This window comes from Parabacteroides distasonis (assembly GCF_004793765.1).
Lineage (GTDB): Bacteria > Bacteroidota > Bacteroidia > Bacteroidales > Tannerellaceae > Parabacteroides > Parabacteroides distasonis_A.
Genome location: NZ_SRYM01000044.1, coordinates 21,316 through 36,377 on the forward strand (window position 1 = coordinate 21,316; position 15,062 = coordinate 36,377).

Genomic DNA, 15,062 nt, shown 5'->3' on the forward strand with positions numbered 1-15,062 from the left:
CGCAACCCTGAATTAAGAAAGGTCTTATGCTCAAAAGGGCGGAAAGTGTGCATTTCTCGCCCGAAATGCTTTGAGATAAAGAATGTTTGATTACTTTTGCACGCAAGATTAATCTAATATTCCTAATATATAATATGAGTTTAAGAATTATTGTTTTAGCGAAACAGGTCCCGGATACACGAAACGTGGGAAAGGACGCCATGAAAGCGGACGGAACGATCAATCGCGCCGCCTTGCCTGCGATCTTTAACCCGGAAGACCTGAATGCGTTGGAACAAGCGTTACGCTTGAAAGACGCTTATCCCGGGACAACAGTTACGCTGCTGACGATGGGCCCGGGACGTGCCGCCGAAATCATCCGCGAGGGTTTGTATCGTGGTGCTGACGGCGGTTTTTTGTTGACCGACCGTGCGTTTGCCGGAGCCGACACGCTTGCCACATCCTATGCGCTTGCCACGGCTATCAAGAAAATCAACGATTATGATATTATCATCGGTGGTCGCCAAGCGATCGACGGCGATACGGCACAAGTAGGTCCGCAAGTCGCCGAGAAACTGGGATTGACCCAGATCACGTATGCCGAAGAAATCCTGAACGTAGATAAAGAGGCCGGACGTATCACCGTAAAACGTCATATCGACGGGGGTGTCGAGACCGTGGAAGGTCCGCTTCCGATCGTAATCACCGTGAATGGTTCCGCCGCTCCCTGCCGTCCTCGTAACGCGAAGTTGGTACAGAAATATAAATACGCCATGGGCAAGCAGGAGCGGAACACGCAACCCGCCTGCCACCAAGATGGAGAACCGACCGTTCGGTATCCGGAATTGTATGAGACCCGCCCATATCTGGATATTCAGGAATGGAGCGTGGCAGACGTGAATGGAGACTTGGTTCAATGCGGCCTTAGCGGTTCACCGACAAAGGTTAAAGCGATCCAGAACATCGTCTTCCAAGCCAAGGAAAGCAAGACGATCTCCGGTTCCGACCAAGACGTAGAGGATTTGATTGTCGAACTGTTAGCAAACCACACCATCGGATAAGATTATGAACAACGTATTTGTATATTGTGAGACAGAAGGCACGAACGTTGCCGATGTAAGTCTTGAGCTTCTGACCAAAGGTCGTAAACTGGCAAATCAATTGGGCTGTGAGCTAGAGGCAATTGTTGCCGGATCCGGCCTTGAGGGTGTAGAGAAGCAAGTGTTGCCTTTTGGCGTCGATAAGGTTCATGTGTTCGACGCTCCGGGTTTGTTCCCGTATACGTCACTTCCTCATTCCTCTATCCTGATCAATTTGTTCAAAGAAGAGAAACCGCAGATCTGCTTGATGGGCGCTACAGTGATCGGTCGTGACTTGGGTCCTCGTGTATCCTCGGCCTTGACAAGCGGCTTGACGGCCGATTGTACCTCTTTGGAAATCGGATCGCACGAGGATAAGAAAGCGGGGATTACCTATGAGAACTTATTATATCAGATCCGTCCGGCGTTCGGTGGTAACATCGTAGCCACGATCATCAACCCGGAACATCGCCCGCAAATGGCGACCGTTCGCGAGGGCGTGATGAAAAAGGAAGTCCTTGACGAGAACTATAAAGGTGAAGTGATCCGCCACGACGTAGCGAAGTATGTCCCTGAGACAGACTATGTGGTGAAGGTGATCGACCGTCATGTAGAGAAAGCGAAGCACAACCTGAAAGGCGCTCCGATCGTAGTGGCCGGAGGTTATGGCGTAGGCTCCAAGGAGAACTTTAACTTATTGTTCGATTTGGCGAAAGAGCTTCACGCCGAGGTAGGTGCCAGCCGTGCGGCTGTCGATGCCGGTTTCTGTGACCACGACCGCCAGATCGGCCAGACCGGCGTTACGGTACGTCCGAAATTGTATATCGCTTGCGGTATCTCCGGGCAGATCCAGCACATCGCCGGCATGCAAGACGCCGGTATCATCATTTCGATCAATAATGATGAGAACGCCCCGATCAACACGATCGCCGATTACGTAATCAATGGCACGGTAGAAGAGGTGATCCCTAAGATGATTAAGTATTACAAAAAGAACAGTAAGTAAAGATGGCTAATTATTATACAGACATACCGGAACTCAAGTATCACTTGAACAATCCGATGATGGAACGTATTTGCGAGCTGAAGGAACGCGAGTACAGAGACAAGGAAGAGTTCGACTACGCGCCGCAAGATTATGCCGACGCAATAGACTCGTACGATAAGGTGCTGGAGATTACCGGAGAGATCACCGGAGAGATTATCGCCCCTAACGCGGAAGGCGTAGATGCCGAAGGTCCTCACTGCGCGAATGGCCGTGTGGAATATGCTTCCGGCACGAAGCAGAACCTCGACGCGATGGTAAAAGCCGGCTTAAACGGTATGACGATGCCTCGCCGTTTCGGTGGCTTGAACTTCCCAATCACGCCGTACACCATGTGTGCGGAGATCGTAGCGGCGGCTGACGCAGGCTTCGGTAATATCTGGTCATTACAGGATTGTATCGAAACCTTATATGAGTTCGGCAACGAGGATCAGCACAGCCGTTTCATCCCACGTATCTGCGCTGGAGAAACCATGTCTATGGACCTGACCGAGCCGGACGCCGGCTCCGACCTGCAATCCGTGATGCTAAAGGCTACCTTCGATGAGAAAGAGAATTGCTGGCGATTGAACGGTGTAAAACGATTCATCACGAATGGCGACGCGGATCTTCACCTCGTATTGGCCCGTTCCGAGGAAGGTACCAAGGATGGACGTGGTTTGTCCATGTTCATCTACGACAAACGGGAAGGTGGCGTAAACGTACGCCGTATCGAGAATAAATTGGGAATCCACGGCTCTCCTACTTGCGAGTTAGTTTACAAGAACGCGAAAGCAGAGCTTTGTGGCGATCGCAAACTGGGCTTGATCAAATACGTGATGGCCTTGATGAACGGCGCACGCCTAGGTATCGCCGCACAATCGGTAGGTCTCAGCCAAGCCGCTTACAACGAAGGATTGGCCTACGCCAAAGACCGCAAGCAGTTCGGTAAGGCAATCATCGATTTCCCCGCTGTTTACGACATGCTCGCCATCATGAAAGCGAAGCTGGATGCCGGACGTGCGTTGTTATACCAAACCGCTCGTTACGTTGATATTTACAAGGCACTGGACGACATCGCCCGTGAGCGTAAACTGACTCCGGAAGAGCGTAAGGAACAGAAGCAATACGCCAAATTGGCGGATTCTTTCACTCCGTTGGCAAAAGGTATGAATTCCGAATACGCCAACCAGAATGCCTATGATTGCATCCAAATACACGGAGGTTCCGGTTTTATGATGGAGTATGCTTGCCAACGTATCTACCGCGATGCCCGTATCACCTCCATCTATGAAGGTACGACACAATTGCAGACCGTAGCGGCCATACGTTACGTGACAAACGGGTCTTACCTGGCTACCATCCGTGAATTCGAGGCAATCCCTTGCTCTGCCGAGATGGAACCGCTGAAGGCTCGTTTGGTAGAGATGGCTAATAAGTTCGAGGCTAGCATGGCGAAAGTAAAAGAGTCTCAAGATCAGGAATTACTCGATTTCGTGGCTCGCCGCTTGATGGAAATGGCCGCTGATATCATCATGGCTCATCTATTGATCCAAGACGCGACGAAAGCGCCGGAGCTGTTCGCTAAGTCTGCGGTCGTTTACACCAATTACGTAGAGGCTGAGATTGAGAAACATCATGGTTATATCGGACGATTTAACACGGAAGAACTAATCTCATACAGGCAGTAACAAACAACTATCATTTTACATAACAAAAAGGCGAGACTTGATTATCAACCTGATAGAAGTCTCGCCTTCTTTTTTATTACAATGGGCATTATAAGCTTCTTATACTGGGCATTATAAGAAGCTTACGATGGGCATTGTCAGTTGCTTATAATAGGCATTGTAATTTTCCTATATCGCCAAAGTATCCATTGCATACTACCTCGCAAAGAGAGATATCCAAGGAAAGCCATCCACAACGCATGATTTCCCATCGATCGATAAAACAGGTAATAAATAATAAAGAAAGTACCCGAGGCCACGAGCATCGAGTAAAGCATCTGGCGTGTAGCCGTGGCTCCAATAAAGATACCGTCCCAAAGGAAAGCGGAGAATCCGCATAAAGGGATCGCCAATACCCAATAGAAATAATCTCCGGAAGACTCAATGACCGAGGTATCGCTCGTCAACAGTCCCAGAAAATCCTTCCCCCCCAACGCATAAAGGATCGTGAAAGACAATGAGAGACCAATTCCCCACAGAAACAACAAACGAACGCATTTACGTAACCCCACATCGTTTTTAGCCCCAATAAACCGGCCGGCTAATGCCTCTCCCGCATAAGCGAAGCCATCCATTATATAAGAGAACAAGGTAAACAACTGCATCAACAAGGTATTTACGGCCAATATCACATCCCCTTGTCTCGCACCTGTAGAAGTAAAGAAGGTAGTAACAGCGACCAAGCACAAGGTCCGGAAAAATATATCACTATTGACCGAGAAGAAGCGACGCATCGCCTCCCCACCCCAAAGCCCGTCCCAATCGATATACGCTTTCAGACGCCCATAATATTTCAACCAAAGAGCAAACGCCATGAAGAGGCCCGCATATTGGGCGATCAGTGTTCCCTGCGCTACACCTTCCACCTTCATACCCAGCACAAACACGAAACATAGGCTGGCCACGATATTCACGATATTCTGCGTGATAGCGATAAACATCGGAAAACGAGAATTCTGCATACCGATGAACCAACCGGCAAAGCCATATAATCCCAATACGGCCGGCGCTCCCCAAATACAGATATTAAAATAGAGAGAGGCCCATCGCTTCACCTCCTCCGTCGCGTCGATCAAAACGAACGCACTCCTCAGTATCGGGTATTGAAGGATCCAAAGCCCGAGAGAGATCAAAAGCCCTACCCCGACAGCCCGCAGCAAGGTCCGGACGACCTCCGTCAAGTCCCGTTTCCCGTAGGCTTGGGCGGTCATCCCACTTGTCCCCATCCGGAGAAAGCCGAATATCCAATAGATCATGTTAAACAGCATACCGCCCACGGCGATCGCCCCAATGTACGACGCCGATCCCAAATGCCCTACGATCGCCACATCCACCAGCCCCAACAAAGGCACGGTTATATTGGAGACGATAGAAGGTATGGCCAGTTGAAGTATTTTCCGATTCATATCCTATCCTAAATTTATCCTACGCAAGAAATTATAAACGTCACTTGATAACCCGGCACAGAACGCTGCGCCAAACAAAGATCCCCGCCTTGCCGCACCATCATCTGCCGGGAAAGCGACAAGCCGATACCGGAACCCGTCCTTTTAGTCGTGAAGAAAGGAATAAAAATCTCCCGTTCGATAGCCGCCGGAATAGGCGCACCATTGTTGCTGACCCACAACCCCTTCTTCCAACGCACATCCACGGTTGTAGCCCCTGCCTCGCAAGCATTCCGGATCAGGTTAATCAGTACTTGCCGCAACATATTCTGATCCGTACACATCGTAACAGACAAAGGAATGGAAAGGTGCCACTCTAAATCGGGATAAAGAGCCCGGATTCCTTCCATAAAATCAGTCAAATAGACCTCTCCGATAACAGGTTCTTGCAGTTCCGCCAGTTTCCGGTAGCTGTCCACGAACAGGGCAAGTCCCCGGCTGGTATCGTGAATGGCACGGATTCCCTCCTCGTAAACCGTTCCGGCAATCGCAGGATGCTCTAGATAGGCTTGGCTGATACTGGCGATAGGCGTAGTGGCATTCATGATCTCATGCGTAAGCACACGGGTCAGCCGTTGCCACGATTCCACCTCATTGCGGGCAAGCAACCGGCCGATGTCCCTGCCCGTCTCGTTAAGGGCCTCTTGCAACGCCCGCTCCCCGAAGAACAGGCCTTTCACAGGAAGACGAAACGTAAATTCTTGGTTACGAATCGCCTCACGCATCAGATGCGCCCGGTCTCTCAACAATACCTGATGGCGGTAGAACCATCCGATAAAAAGAACGACAACGACTCCCAAAGTGCCTATCAACATCATAGCTTTTTTATTTTAGCATACAACGTCTGCCGGGTAATTCCCAACAATTCGGCGGCCCGGCTGATATTGCCGTGGCAACGCTCCACTACCTTGCTCACATGTTCCGCCTCGACCTGTTCCAATGGAACCACTTTACGCCCGGCATCAATCGCATCTTTCAAGATGCGGATCAGCTCTTGATTATCCCACGGCTTGGCAACAAAGTCCGCCGCTCCCATCTTCAAACCACGCACCGCCAACTTGATATCAGCGTATGCCGTCACCAGTACCACCGGGATAGCCGGATGCTTCTTGTGGATCGCCCGAAGCCAAAGCAAGCCGTCTTGTCCGGAGTTTCCCCCTTGCGTGAAGTTCATGTCGAGCAAAATCCCGTCCACCACCTCTTGTGCCAATATCGTAAGAAGCATGTCGGGAGAAGCGAGTGTCAATACCCTGTCAAACTCACCGGCCAAGCAGATCTTGACCGCCGTAAGAATCGCCGGATTGTCATCTACCACCAATATTGTCCCGTAATTCGCCATATCCGATTCATTTGTTTTTCCTTTATCTCTTTTATCGGGGATAAAGGTACGGAAAAAGGCTGTATGAATATCATACAAGCGGGTGTATGAATATCATACAAGCGGGTGTATGATTTTCATACAAACTACCGCAACCGGGCATCCAAGCCCTTGCCAGATGCCAACCACTCTATACCTTTGTATCAAAAACAAGTAAAATATGAAATCGTACTTTACCTTTCTCGGCCGCAACAAACTCTACACAGCCATCCAGTTCTTCGGATTAGCTATCGCACTGGGAGTTGTCATCCTTCTGGCCTCGTATGCCGACACCGAATTTAATATCGGTAACAATCAATCGTACTCTCACCAATTGTATGCCGTCGGCTATGGAGATGAGATCGGTATGACAACCGGGACTGCCCCAGAATTATTCCCTTCCATTCCGGAAATAAAAGAGTGGACACGCCTGATCCATATTGAAGCGGCCGACCTGATGGTAGACAACCAATATTACCAAGTAAACGGCATCGCGGCAGATCCTAATTTTTTCCAGATGCTCAATTATACGCTCATTGGATGCGACCGCAACAAAGCACTGATCGGGACAGACGAGGTCATTCTCTCCGAGCCATTCGCCCACAAAGTATTCGGGAATGAAAATCCGATCGGCCGTACCGTGATGTACTTGAACCAGACACCGCTACGGGTCGTCGGGGTTCTCCCGGCTTTCAGTCCGACAGAGCTGTTGAAACCGATGGACATCTTGATTCCTTTCAAACTGGCAGAAAAAGATTATGCATGGATGGACAATTTCGGCTCAACACAAATATTCATCACGCTGGAAGAAGGGGCAACTCCCGATGTCGTTGCCCGTAAACTACTCGATCAGTATAAAGACTATTGGGAATACTGGCAAGAGGACAACAGTACGAACGGGCTCTTTTGGGGTTCTTCGGTGACACGCATGGACGAGATTTATTTTTCTCCCCTGAACCAGTATGGCCCTTTCCGCAATGGAACACGAAAACAAGTACAAGTCTTGTTCTCGTTAGTATTCGTGTTGCTCCTCTCGGCTATCTTCAATTACATCAACCTAACTGTATCGCAAACCAGCAAACGAGCCCATGAAATGGCAACCCGCCGGTTGATGGGTGACTCGGCGGGGCAAATCGTATTGCGCTACCTCGCAGAGTCAGCCATCTTCACAACCGGTTGTTTCATCGGCGGTTGCTTAGTTGCCATCATCGCAAAACCCTATTTCGAGCACTTGCTCTCCACCCGGATCGCTTTGGTCTCTTCACCGGCGATAGTAGCCTATTCGTTGTTGCTATGGGTAGGAATCGCTGGCATATCGGGATTGTTACCAGCCCTCGTCACCTACAAATACAGTCCGATAGATATCGTAAAAGGAAATTTCCGAATGCACAACAAGCAACTGTTCAGCCGTTTGTTCATCATCGTACAAAATGTCATCAGCACGGTACTCATCACCTTAGGACTCACCATGGCCTTCCAAATATACCACCTTGCCACCCTGCCGACCGGTTATAATACAGACCTGGTATTCATCAAGACATGGGACTTGGGACACACCTACGACAAGCAAGTCATCCTCCAGAAACGATTGCAGGCATTGCCCCAAGTGACAGAAGTAGCGTTAGCACGAAAACTGCCTTTCATCACCGGTCACGATGGTGTACAACAACCGGAAGAAGAGGGATACTCGTGGCTCCACCTTTCGGATATGGACAGTACCGCATTCCGGATGTTGGGCTTCAAAGTGGTAGAACGTTGGTCTGACCCACTGCCCGGCATGGTTTGGGTAACGGAAGAGACTTGCCGTCGTTACCAACTTTCATCCAACAGACCCCATTTTGGAAAAAAGGATGACAAGGGCGGCTACCAATATAACGTCTGCGGTGTCATCCGCGACTATCGTTCGCTAAGCGCATTAGCTACTCCCCTATCCGATTCGCATGGAGCCGTTATGATACTAGATCCACAAGGCTACATCATCCGTCAAATCGTCAAGATACAAGGCGATCGGGCAGAAGCCTTAGCCGCCATCCGCCATACTTGCCGGGAAGTGTCCAAAGAAGTGATCGGGATACCGAAAGACTTGGAAGCCGATTATATCGACGATTATATGGACAAGGATTTAACCCATGAGAAGAACATGCTGATGCTTGTCCTTTGCTTCATGACCATCTCCATTCTCATCTCTGCCTTGGGACTGCTGGCCATGTCGATAAGCTACACCGAACAGCAAAGCAAACGGATCGCCTTGTGCAAGGTGATGGGAGCCGAGACAAGTGGCGCGGTATGGGAACTTTCCAAACGATTCATGGCACTCTCGTTGCTTGCTGCCTGTTTCGCCCTGCCCATCAGCGTGAAAGCGGTTCAAATCAGTTTAGAGTCGTTCTATAACCGCATCGCCTTTCCGTGGTATCTCATAGCTGCGGCTGTTTTGGCAACCATAGCCATCGCTTTTGTGTCAATCATCGGGCAAACCTTGAAAGTCGCCCGCCGTAACCCCATCAAAAGTATCCGGACCGAATAAAAGCAACATTCTATAATAGATATACATTCTCACAAAAACAAGACAAGTCATGATTCAAATAAAGAACCTCAGCAAAAACTTCCGGACGGAAGAAGTAAAAACCATCGCACTCAATGGCATAAGCATGGAAGTGAAAAAGGGCGAGTTTATCGCCATCATGGGACCCAGCGGATGCGGCAAATCAACCCTGCTGCATATTCTCGGCCTGCTGGATAACCCGGACGAGGGCAGCTATCTATTAAACGGCGAAGAGGTGGGACACCTGAAGGAGAAAGACCGTACACGCTATCGCAAGGGACGCATTGGTTTCGTGTTCCAAAGCTTCAATCTCATTGACGAGCTTACGGTCGAGGAAAACATAGATCTCCAACTGAAATACCTCGGCGTCCCCAAGACAGAACGCAAGCGGCAGGTACTTGACATCCTCCGCAAAGTACGCCTCAGCCAACGTGCCAAACATTACCCGCAGCAACTCTCCGGCGGCCAGCAGCAACGTGTCGCCATCGCTCGCACCGTCGTAGGTAAACCTATGCTGATATTGGCTGACGAACCGACCGGTAACCTCGACTCTAAAAACAGTCTTGAAATTATGAAATTACTCAGTCAACTGAATGCCGAAGGGACTACGATCATCATGGTAACACACTCGCAACACGACGCGACCTACGCCGATCGTATCATCAATCTCTTCGATGGGCAAATCGTCGACGAGCTGGAAGGAAAACTTTAGCCTCTTCACAAAAAAACGAAGGCCGCGGGATTCACATCCGACGGCCTCCTACACTAACCCTTAACTTTAACCAATGAAAAACAATAATCTACTACATTTATTTCAATGCAGCCAAAGCCGCATCATAATTCGGCTCGGTAGTAATCTCGGGAACAAGTTCCTCATAAACCACCTTACCAGCTCCATCGACTACTATCACGCCACGGGCTAATAACCCTTTCAGCGGACCGTCTACCAGAAGCATCCCGTACTTATCCTCAAAACATGAACACCGGAACATTGACAATGTAATCACCTTATCAATACCCTCCGTAGTACAGAAACGTCCATGTGCAAAAGGTAAATCTTTAGAAACAGCTAATACTACCGTATCCGGATGCGAAGCGGCTTCTTTATTGAAGCGTCTTACCGAGGCCGCACATACACTTGTATCCAAGCTCGGGAAAACATTTATCACTACATTCTTTCCTTTCAAGTCGCTTAGCGACAATTCGGATAAATCACTTTTTACACCCTTAAAGTTCGGAGCCTCTGCCCCAACTTTCGGCAACTCGCCGTTCGTATGAATCTCGTTACCTTTTAATGTTACTTTTGCCATCTTTGTTTGATATTAAATAATCTCACTCTTAGTTGGCTGCACAAATATAAGCAGCTTCTTGAAGATAGAACAAACGAAAATAAACTATGTTCCTCCGTTTAACTCTATTTAACTACTATACCAAAATATAGATTGGTTATCTTTGACGGCAAAATCAAACAGAATGAATTGGATTATTATCGGCGGGCTTCTTATAATCATCGTGATGCAAATCCTTTTGCGTCCTAAACAGTTAAATAACAACAAAGAAGACCTAGAAAAGTTGCTAAACGAGTTACAGCGCTCGTTCGACCGTATCGAGAAAAATTTCAGGGAGGACTTCCGCCTGAATCGGGAAGAAAGCCGGTTAGTAGCAAAGGATAACCGAGAAGAGCTGGCTCGTTCCTTGAATGAGTTTAGGGAAACCTTCGAACGTGGAATCGATTCTTTTAACAGGTTACAGAAAGAGAAATTCGCGGCTTTGGACGAACGCCAACAAAGATTAGTGGATAACACGGAAAAAAGACTGGAAGAGATCCGAGTCACCGTAGACGAGAAACTTCAAAAGACATTGAATGACCGTATCGGGCAATCTTTCCGTTTAGTCACCGAACAATTAGAGAGTGTACAAAAAGGACTGGGCGAGATGCAAACCTTAGCGCAGGATGTAGGAGGGTTAAAACGGGTACTTAGTAATGTAAAAACCCGAGGAAATATCGGGGAGATCCAGCTCAGTATGTTATTAGAGCAGCTATTGGCACCAGAACAATACGAAGCGAATGTACATACCCGGAAAGGTTCGGATGTGGTCGTTGAATTCGCTGTCAAGCTCCCCGGACGGGATGATGCCCGAGAATTCGTATACCTTCCTATAGACGCTAAATTCCCGAAAGACGTATACGAGCAACTCCTAAACGCTTACGATGCCGCAGATCCCCAAGCGATCGAGACAGCCGGAAAATTATTGGAGACAACGATCAAGAAGATGGCTAAAGATATCTCAGACAAATATCTGGCACCTCCCGCCACGACCGATTTCGGTATTATGTTCCTGCCGTTCGAGGGCATTTACGCCGAGGTAGTACGCCGTTCCGCATTATTGGAAGATTTACAAAGAAACTACAAGGTAGTCGTGACAGGTCCCACTACCTTAGCAGCCATACTGAACAGTTTGCAAATGGGCTTCCGTACCTTAGCGATCCAAAAGCACTCAGGGGAAGTATGGACGATCTTAGGGGCCGTAAAAAAAGAATTCGAGAAAGTAGGCGGCATGCTCGAGAAAGCCCAAAAGAACTTGCAAACCGCCAGCGGGCAAATAGAAGAGGTTTTAGGTACCCGTACCCGTGCTATCCAACGTAAACTCAAAGATGTAGATACGCTTAGCGATCGTGAGGCCCGAGCTATCCTTCCCGAGATCGGAATATTAACAGAAGAAGACGAAAAAACAGAATCATGAAAAAGAGACAAATACCCCACACGTATGTAATTATTTTTTACATCATCTTATTTTGTGCCGTATTGACATGGGTTATTCCCGGTGGGCAATATACGGAAAGCATCAGCCCGGACGGAGAGCGAACCGTCGTATACGAATCCGTGGAAAGCATACCCCAGACTTGGGAGGTACTCTCCGCCTTTTATAAAGGATTTGTGGACAAGGCGGATATCATTGTCTTTATCCTTATCATCGGCGGGGCATTCTGGATCGTGAACGACAGTAAGGCATTTGATATCGGAACAGTCAGTTTTCTGCGGAAAGCACGCAAAATGGAGAACAACCCCATCCTTCATAAAATAGGCATAGACAATTTCTTATTGACCGCCATCATGTTACTTTTCAGTATATTCGGGGCCGTATTTGGAATGAGTGAAGAGACCATCGCTTTTTGTCTGGTCTTGGTCCCGATGGCGATATCTATGGGATACGATTCCATAACTGGCGTATGCATGGTTTTTATAGCAGCGGGATTAGGTTTCGCCGGAGCGATTTTAAACCCTTTCACCATCGGTATTGCGCAAGGTTTGGCGGGGATTCCTCTTTTTTCCGGTATCGAGTATCGTATCGTTTGTTGGTGTATTATCAATGTGGTAGGCTTCACATGGATCCTGCGTTATGCCACCAAGGTAAAAAAGAACCCTCAATTGTCACCCGTCTATGAGGATGATCAATATTGGAGAGATTTGCATAGTACCAATTCCTTAGAAATCGTATACAGAACCCCGAAAGCCGCATGGATCAGTTTCGTCCTATTGGCAATCGTACTAATTATTTTTTCGATCTATTATCCCCAGACATCCTTAAAAATAGGAAATAGCGTAATCAAGAGACTACCCTTAATCCCGATTCTTAGTATAGCGTTCGTCATCAGTTCGATATTCACCCTGAGGAAAACCGTACATTTGTATATATTGAACCTTTTATTCTTCACGATCTTTTTCCTGATAATAGGCGTAATGGGCCATGGGTGGTACATTATGGAAATAGCGACCTTGTTCTTCGCCTTGGGTATAATGGCAGGAATCGCCAATGGACGCAATCCGAATGAGCTTGTGAAACTTTTCTTGGAAGGTTGCAAGGATATCATGAACGCCGCCTTGGTCGTCGGCCTAGCTGGAGGTATTATCGTAATCCTGCAAGATGGCAAAGTGATCGATACGATTCTCTTTAACCTAGCGAAAGGGATGGAAGGTTTGGGACAAGTAGCTACGGTCGGGATGATGTACGTTATTCAAACGCTTATCAATCTAGTGATTCCTTCCGGAAGTGCCAAAGCGGCCCTTACCATGCCTATCATGGCCCCATTCTCGGAGCTGATCGGTTTATCCAAGCAAGCCACCGTCATGGCCTTTCAGTTTGGCGATGGCTTCACGAACCTGATAACTCCCACATCAGGTGTCCTGATTGCGGTTCTTGGAGTAAGTCGTATCCCATACGATAAATGGTTCAAATGGGCATGGAAATTCATCCTTGTCCTAGTGATCCTAGGATTCTTATTATTGATCCCAACGGTATTGATCCCGATGAACGGCTTTTAATCGATATAGCTCTGTATCTTCTGTAATAGACTCCCGTGATCCATCACGCCGGAAGAGCGCCATACGATCTCACCTTTCTTAAAGATGATCAAAGTGGGTACGGATTGAATCTTCAACTGCGTGACAAGTGTCTCGTTCTTATCCACATCTATTTTAAGGACACGCACTTGTCCCGCCAGTTCCTTTCCCAAAGCCTCGACTGTCGGGCTCAACACCTTACATGGGCTGCACCATATCGCAAAAAAATCCACCAATACAGGTTTATCCCCTTTAATGATATCATCGAATGTTTCCATCTTATCTACTTTTTAAATATTTACACTCTGTCTAATTTCAACCACAGGAAGCCAGACCTCATAGTTTCCGGCTTAAGATTATCAAAAACAAATGTACGAAATTAAATCATTTATCTAAGCCCTAAACAATCTTTTGCCAGGGAACCGTACCTAAATATTCCTCAATCAATGAAAATAATCATTCTGACACATTGTAATTTAAACGCTCGGAGAATCGATGATTTAGGGGCAAGTACGGGCTTGCTTCCAAATTCGAAAATATTTTTTCACAATAATCTATTAAACAACGTATTACAGATTTTCACTGATTTATTCTAGCGAAAGATTTCGTCTACTGTCAACTTCAGTCGGACAAACAAGCGACTTTTTATCCGAAAACAATAAGCTTTTCACCCGAAAACAATCGTATTTCCGGTCGGAAACAGCTTACAACACCCTTATAAACACCTGACTATAGAGCATAATCCCTTCTACAAAACCTATTCATACACCTAAAAAATGGTAAAAAACGCTGTTTTCACCTATCTTTTCTCTCTATTTTCGCATTTCCATAAAAAGCCTTTATCAGCTAAAAGCCTCCATTTTGAGTAAAATGATAGAAAAAGAGATATTTTGGTGACATCGAAGAGAAATCATAGTCTCGTTTTGGAAAACCCACATCCAACGCAACAGGGCGACCGCATCAAAATAGCAATAAAAGTATGTTTTATGGTAACTCCTCAGCCCCTTTCCCCCTCTAAAAAATAAAAAACGCATCTTTGTCGTTGAAATGGATTTACCAGTAACAGATATGGTCCCCTTTATTCAGCATCTCTTGCGTCGCCAAGTGGATCAATTGCGCCGTATAGCAGATCTTGAACAGGAGAACGCCTAACTTCGAACCCGGCTTTCCCGTTATGGACTTCCTGGGAAAGACTGCCAAAACAGCAGCGTACCTCCATCCCAAGAAAGCATAAAGTCCCGTTCATCACGTCGTACACGTTCTCTTCGTAAAGCATCCGCCCGTAAGACGGGTGGTCAATATGGCCATAAGGGGCTTACCCGGCTAACCCCGTCCGCAGATTGTACGCTGGCTCATTCTCCAACCTATTTCAAGGTATGTGGCTCGTCGCTTTCCGATGTGGAGGGAGATCCTGAGGCGCGTGGAATCCTCCCCCGTCGTTGGAGCGGACGAGACGGGAGAGTACCCGGACGGCGGATCGCATTGGATGTGGGTTTGCCAAAACGAGATGGCCACATACATATTCCCAGATCCTTCCCGTGGAAAAAATGCCATGTACGAACA

Annotated in this window: 13 protein-coding genes; 7 read left to right on the forward strand and 6 right to left on the reverse strand. The window is 47.7% G+C overall.

Features of this window, described 5'->3' with window-relative positions:
• Positions 1-134: 134 nt before the first annotated feature.
• The 3 genes from E5342_RS13815 to E5342_RS13825 are packed head-to-tail and all read left to right on the forward strand — an operon-like array spanning position 135 to position 3,773.
• Positions 135-1,040, forward strand: coding sequence for an electron transfer flavoprotein subunit beta/FixA family protein (locus E5342_RS13815; RefSeq protein WP_121737152.1), 906 nt, complete (start codon positions 135-137; stop codon positions 1,038-1,040).
• 4 nt (positions 1,041-1,044) lie between these two features.
• A complete protein-coding gene (locus E5342_RS13820; RefSeq protein WP_135959588.1) occupies positions 1,045-2,064 on the forward strand; it encodes an electron transfer flavoprotein subunit alpha/FixB family protein in 1,020 nt (339 codons plus the stop codon).
• 2 nt (positions 2,065-2,066) lie between these two features.
• Positions 2,067-3,773 (forward strand): acyl-CoA dehydrogenase family protein, encoded by a 1,707-nt coding sequence (locus E5342_RS13825; RefSeq protein ID WP_135959589.1) that lies wholly within the window; start codon positions 2,067-2,069, stop codon positions 3,771-3,773.
• A gap of 137 nt (positions 3,774-3,910) precedes the next feature.
• Here E5342_RS13825 and E5342_RS13830 read toward each other — a convergent pair whose 3' ends face one another.
• From E5342_RS13830 to E5342_RS13840, 3 genes are read right to left on the reverse strand one after another with little or no spacing between them, the layout of a single operon-like run.
• Entirely contained in the window at positions 3,911-5,218 is a 1,308-nt protein-coding gene (locus E5342_RS13830; RefSeq protein WP_121737149.1) for an MATE family efflux transporter, read from the reverse strand.
• 14 nt (positions 5,219-5,232) lie between these two features.
• The gene (locus E5342_RS13835) at positions 5,233-6,075 is read right to left on the reverse strand and encodes a sensor histidine kinase (RefSeq protein ID WP_121737148.1); all 843 of its coding nucleotides are present in this window, start codon (positions 6,073-6,075) and stop codon (positions 5,233-5,235) included.
• A complete protein-coding gene (locus E5342_RS13840) occupies positions 6,072-6,596 on the reverse strand; it encodes a response regulator (RefSeq protein ID WP_121737155.1) in 525 nt (174 codons plus the stop codon). Before E5342_RS13840 ends, E5342_RS13835 begins: the two co-directional genes overlap by 4 nt.
• 199 nt (positions 6,597-6,795) lie before the next feature.
• Between E5342_RS13840 and E5342_RS13845 the strand changes: the two genes are divergently transcribed.
• Both E5342_RS13845 and E5342_RS13850 read left to right on the forward strand, forming a co-directional pair.
• Positions 6,796-9,138, forward strand: coding sequence for an FtsX-like permease family protein (locus E5342_RS13845; RefSeq protein ID WP_121737147.1), 2,343 nt, complete (start codon positions 6,796-6,798; stop codon positions 9,136-9,138).
• Between the two features lie 49 nt (positions 9,139-9,187).
• A complete protein-coding gene (locus E5342_RS13850) occupies positions 9,188-9,868 on the forward strand; it encodes an ABC transporter ATP-binding protein (RefSeq protein WP_135959590.1) in 681 nt (226 codons plus the stop codon).
• Between the two features lie 97 nt (positions 9,869-9,965).
• On the opposite strand, the gene tpx is transcribed toward E5342_RS13850, so the two are convergent.
• Complete coding sequence (gene tpx / locus E5342_RS13855; RefSeq protein ID WP_121737145.1) at positions 9,966-10,466, reverse strand: thiol peroxidase; 501 nt, start codon at positions 10,464-10,466, stop codon at positions 9,966-9,968.
• 163 nt (positions 10,467-10,629) lie between these two features.
• Here tpx and E5342_RS13860 point away from each other — a divergent pair, with 163 nt between their 5' ends.
• Both E5342_RS13860 and E5342_RS13865 read left to right on the forward strand, forming a co-directional pair.
• Positions 10,630-11,901, forward strand: coding sequence for a DNA recombination protein RmuC (locus tag E5342_RS13860; RefSeq protein WP_121737144.1), 1,272 nt, complete (start codon positions 10,630-10,632; stop codon positions 11,899-11,901).
• Complete coding sequence (locus E5342_RS13865; protein WP_121737143.1) at positions 11,898-13,481, forward strand: YfcC family protein; 1,584 nt, start codon at positions 11,898-11,900, stop codon at positions 13,479-13,481. Before E5342_RS13860 ends, E5342_RS13865 begins: the two co-directional genes overlap by 4 nt.
• On the opposite strand, the gene trxA is transcribed toward E5342_RS13865, so the two are convergent.
• Together trxA and E5342_RS19815 are read right to left on the reverse strand one after the other, a co-directional pair.
• The gene (trxA, locus tag E5342_RS13870) at positions 13,478-13,777 is read right to left on the reverse strand and encodes a thioredoxin (RefSeq protein ID WP_121737142.1); all 300 of its coding nucleotides are present in this window, start codon (positions 13,775-13,777) and stop codon (positions 13,478-13,480) included. The genes E5342_RS13865 and trxA overlap by 4 nt on opposite strands.
• A 1,086-nt stretch (positions 13,778-14,863) precedes the next feature.
• Positions 14,864-15,062, reverse strand: a 199-nt coding sequence (locus tag E5342_RS19815; protein ID WP_246867117.1) for a hypothetical protein, incomplete at its 5' end; no start/stop codon positions are given.

Excerpts from the sequence above, each read along its gene's own strand:
- E5342_RS13830 (WP_121737149.1), bottom strand. The coding sequence starts at position 5,218 with ATGAATCGGAAAATACTTCAACTGGCCATACCTTCTATCGTCTCCAAT.
- E5342_RS13865 (WP_121737143.1), top strand. The coding sequence starts at position 11,898 with ATGAAAAAGAGACAAATACCCCACACGTATGTAATTATTTTTTACATC.
- E5342_RS13840 (WP_121737155.1), bottom strand. The coding sequence starts at position 6,596 with ATGGCGAATTACGGGACAATATTGGTGGTAGATGACAATCCGGCGATT.
- trxA (WP_121737142.1), bottom strand. The coding sequence starts at position 13,777 with ATGGAAACATTCGATGATATCATTAAAGGGGATAAACCTGTATTGGTG.
- tpx (WP_121737145.1), bottom strand. The coding sequence starts at position 10,466 with ATGGCAAAAGTAACATTAAAAGGTAACGAGATTCATACGAACGGCGAG.
- E5342_RS13820 (WP_135959588.1), top strand. The coding sequence starts at position 1,045 with ATGAACAACGTATTTGTATATTGTGAGACAGAAGGCACGAACGTTGCC.
- E5342_RS13850 (WP_135959590.1), top strand. The coding sequence starts at position 9,188 with ATGATTCAAATAAAGAACCTCAGCAAAAACTTCCGGACGGAAGAAGTA.
- E5342_RS13845 (WP_121737147.1), top strand. The coding sequence starts at position 6,796 with ATGAAATCGTACTTTACCTTTCTCGGCCGCAACAAACTCTACACAGCC.
- E5342_RS13825 (WP_135959589.1), top strand. The coding sequence starts at position 2,067 with ATGGCTAATTATTATACAGACATACCGGAACTCAAGTATCACTTGAAC.
- E5342_RS13860 (WP_121737144.1), top strand. The coding sequence starts at position 10,630 with ATGAATTGGATTATTATCGGCGGGCTTCTTATAATCATCGTGATGCAA.
- E5342_RS13815 (WP_121737152.1), top strand. The coding sequence starts at position 135 with ATGAGTTTAAGAATTATTGTTTTAGCGAAACAGGTCCCGGATACACGA.
- E5342_RS13835 (WP_121737148.1), bottom strand. The coding sequence starts at position 6,075 with ATGATGTTGATAGGCACTTTGGGAGTCGTTGTCGTTCTTTTTATCGGA.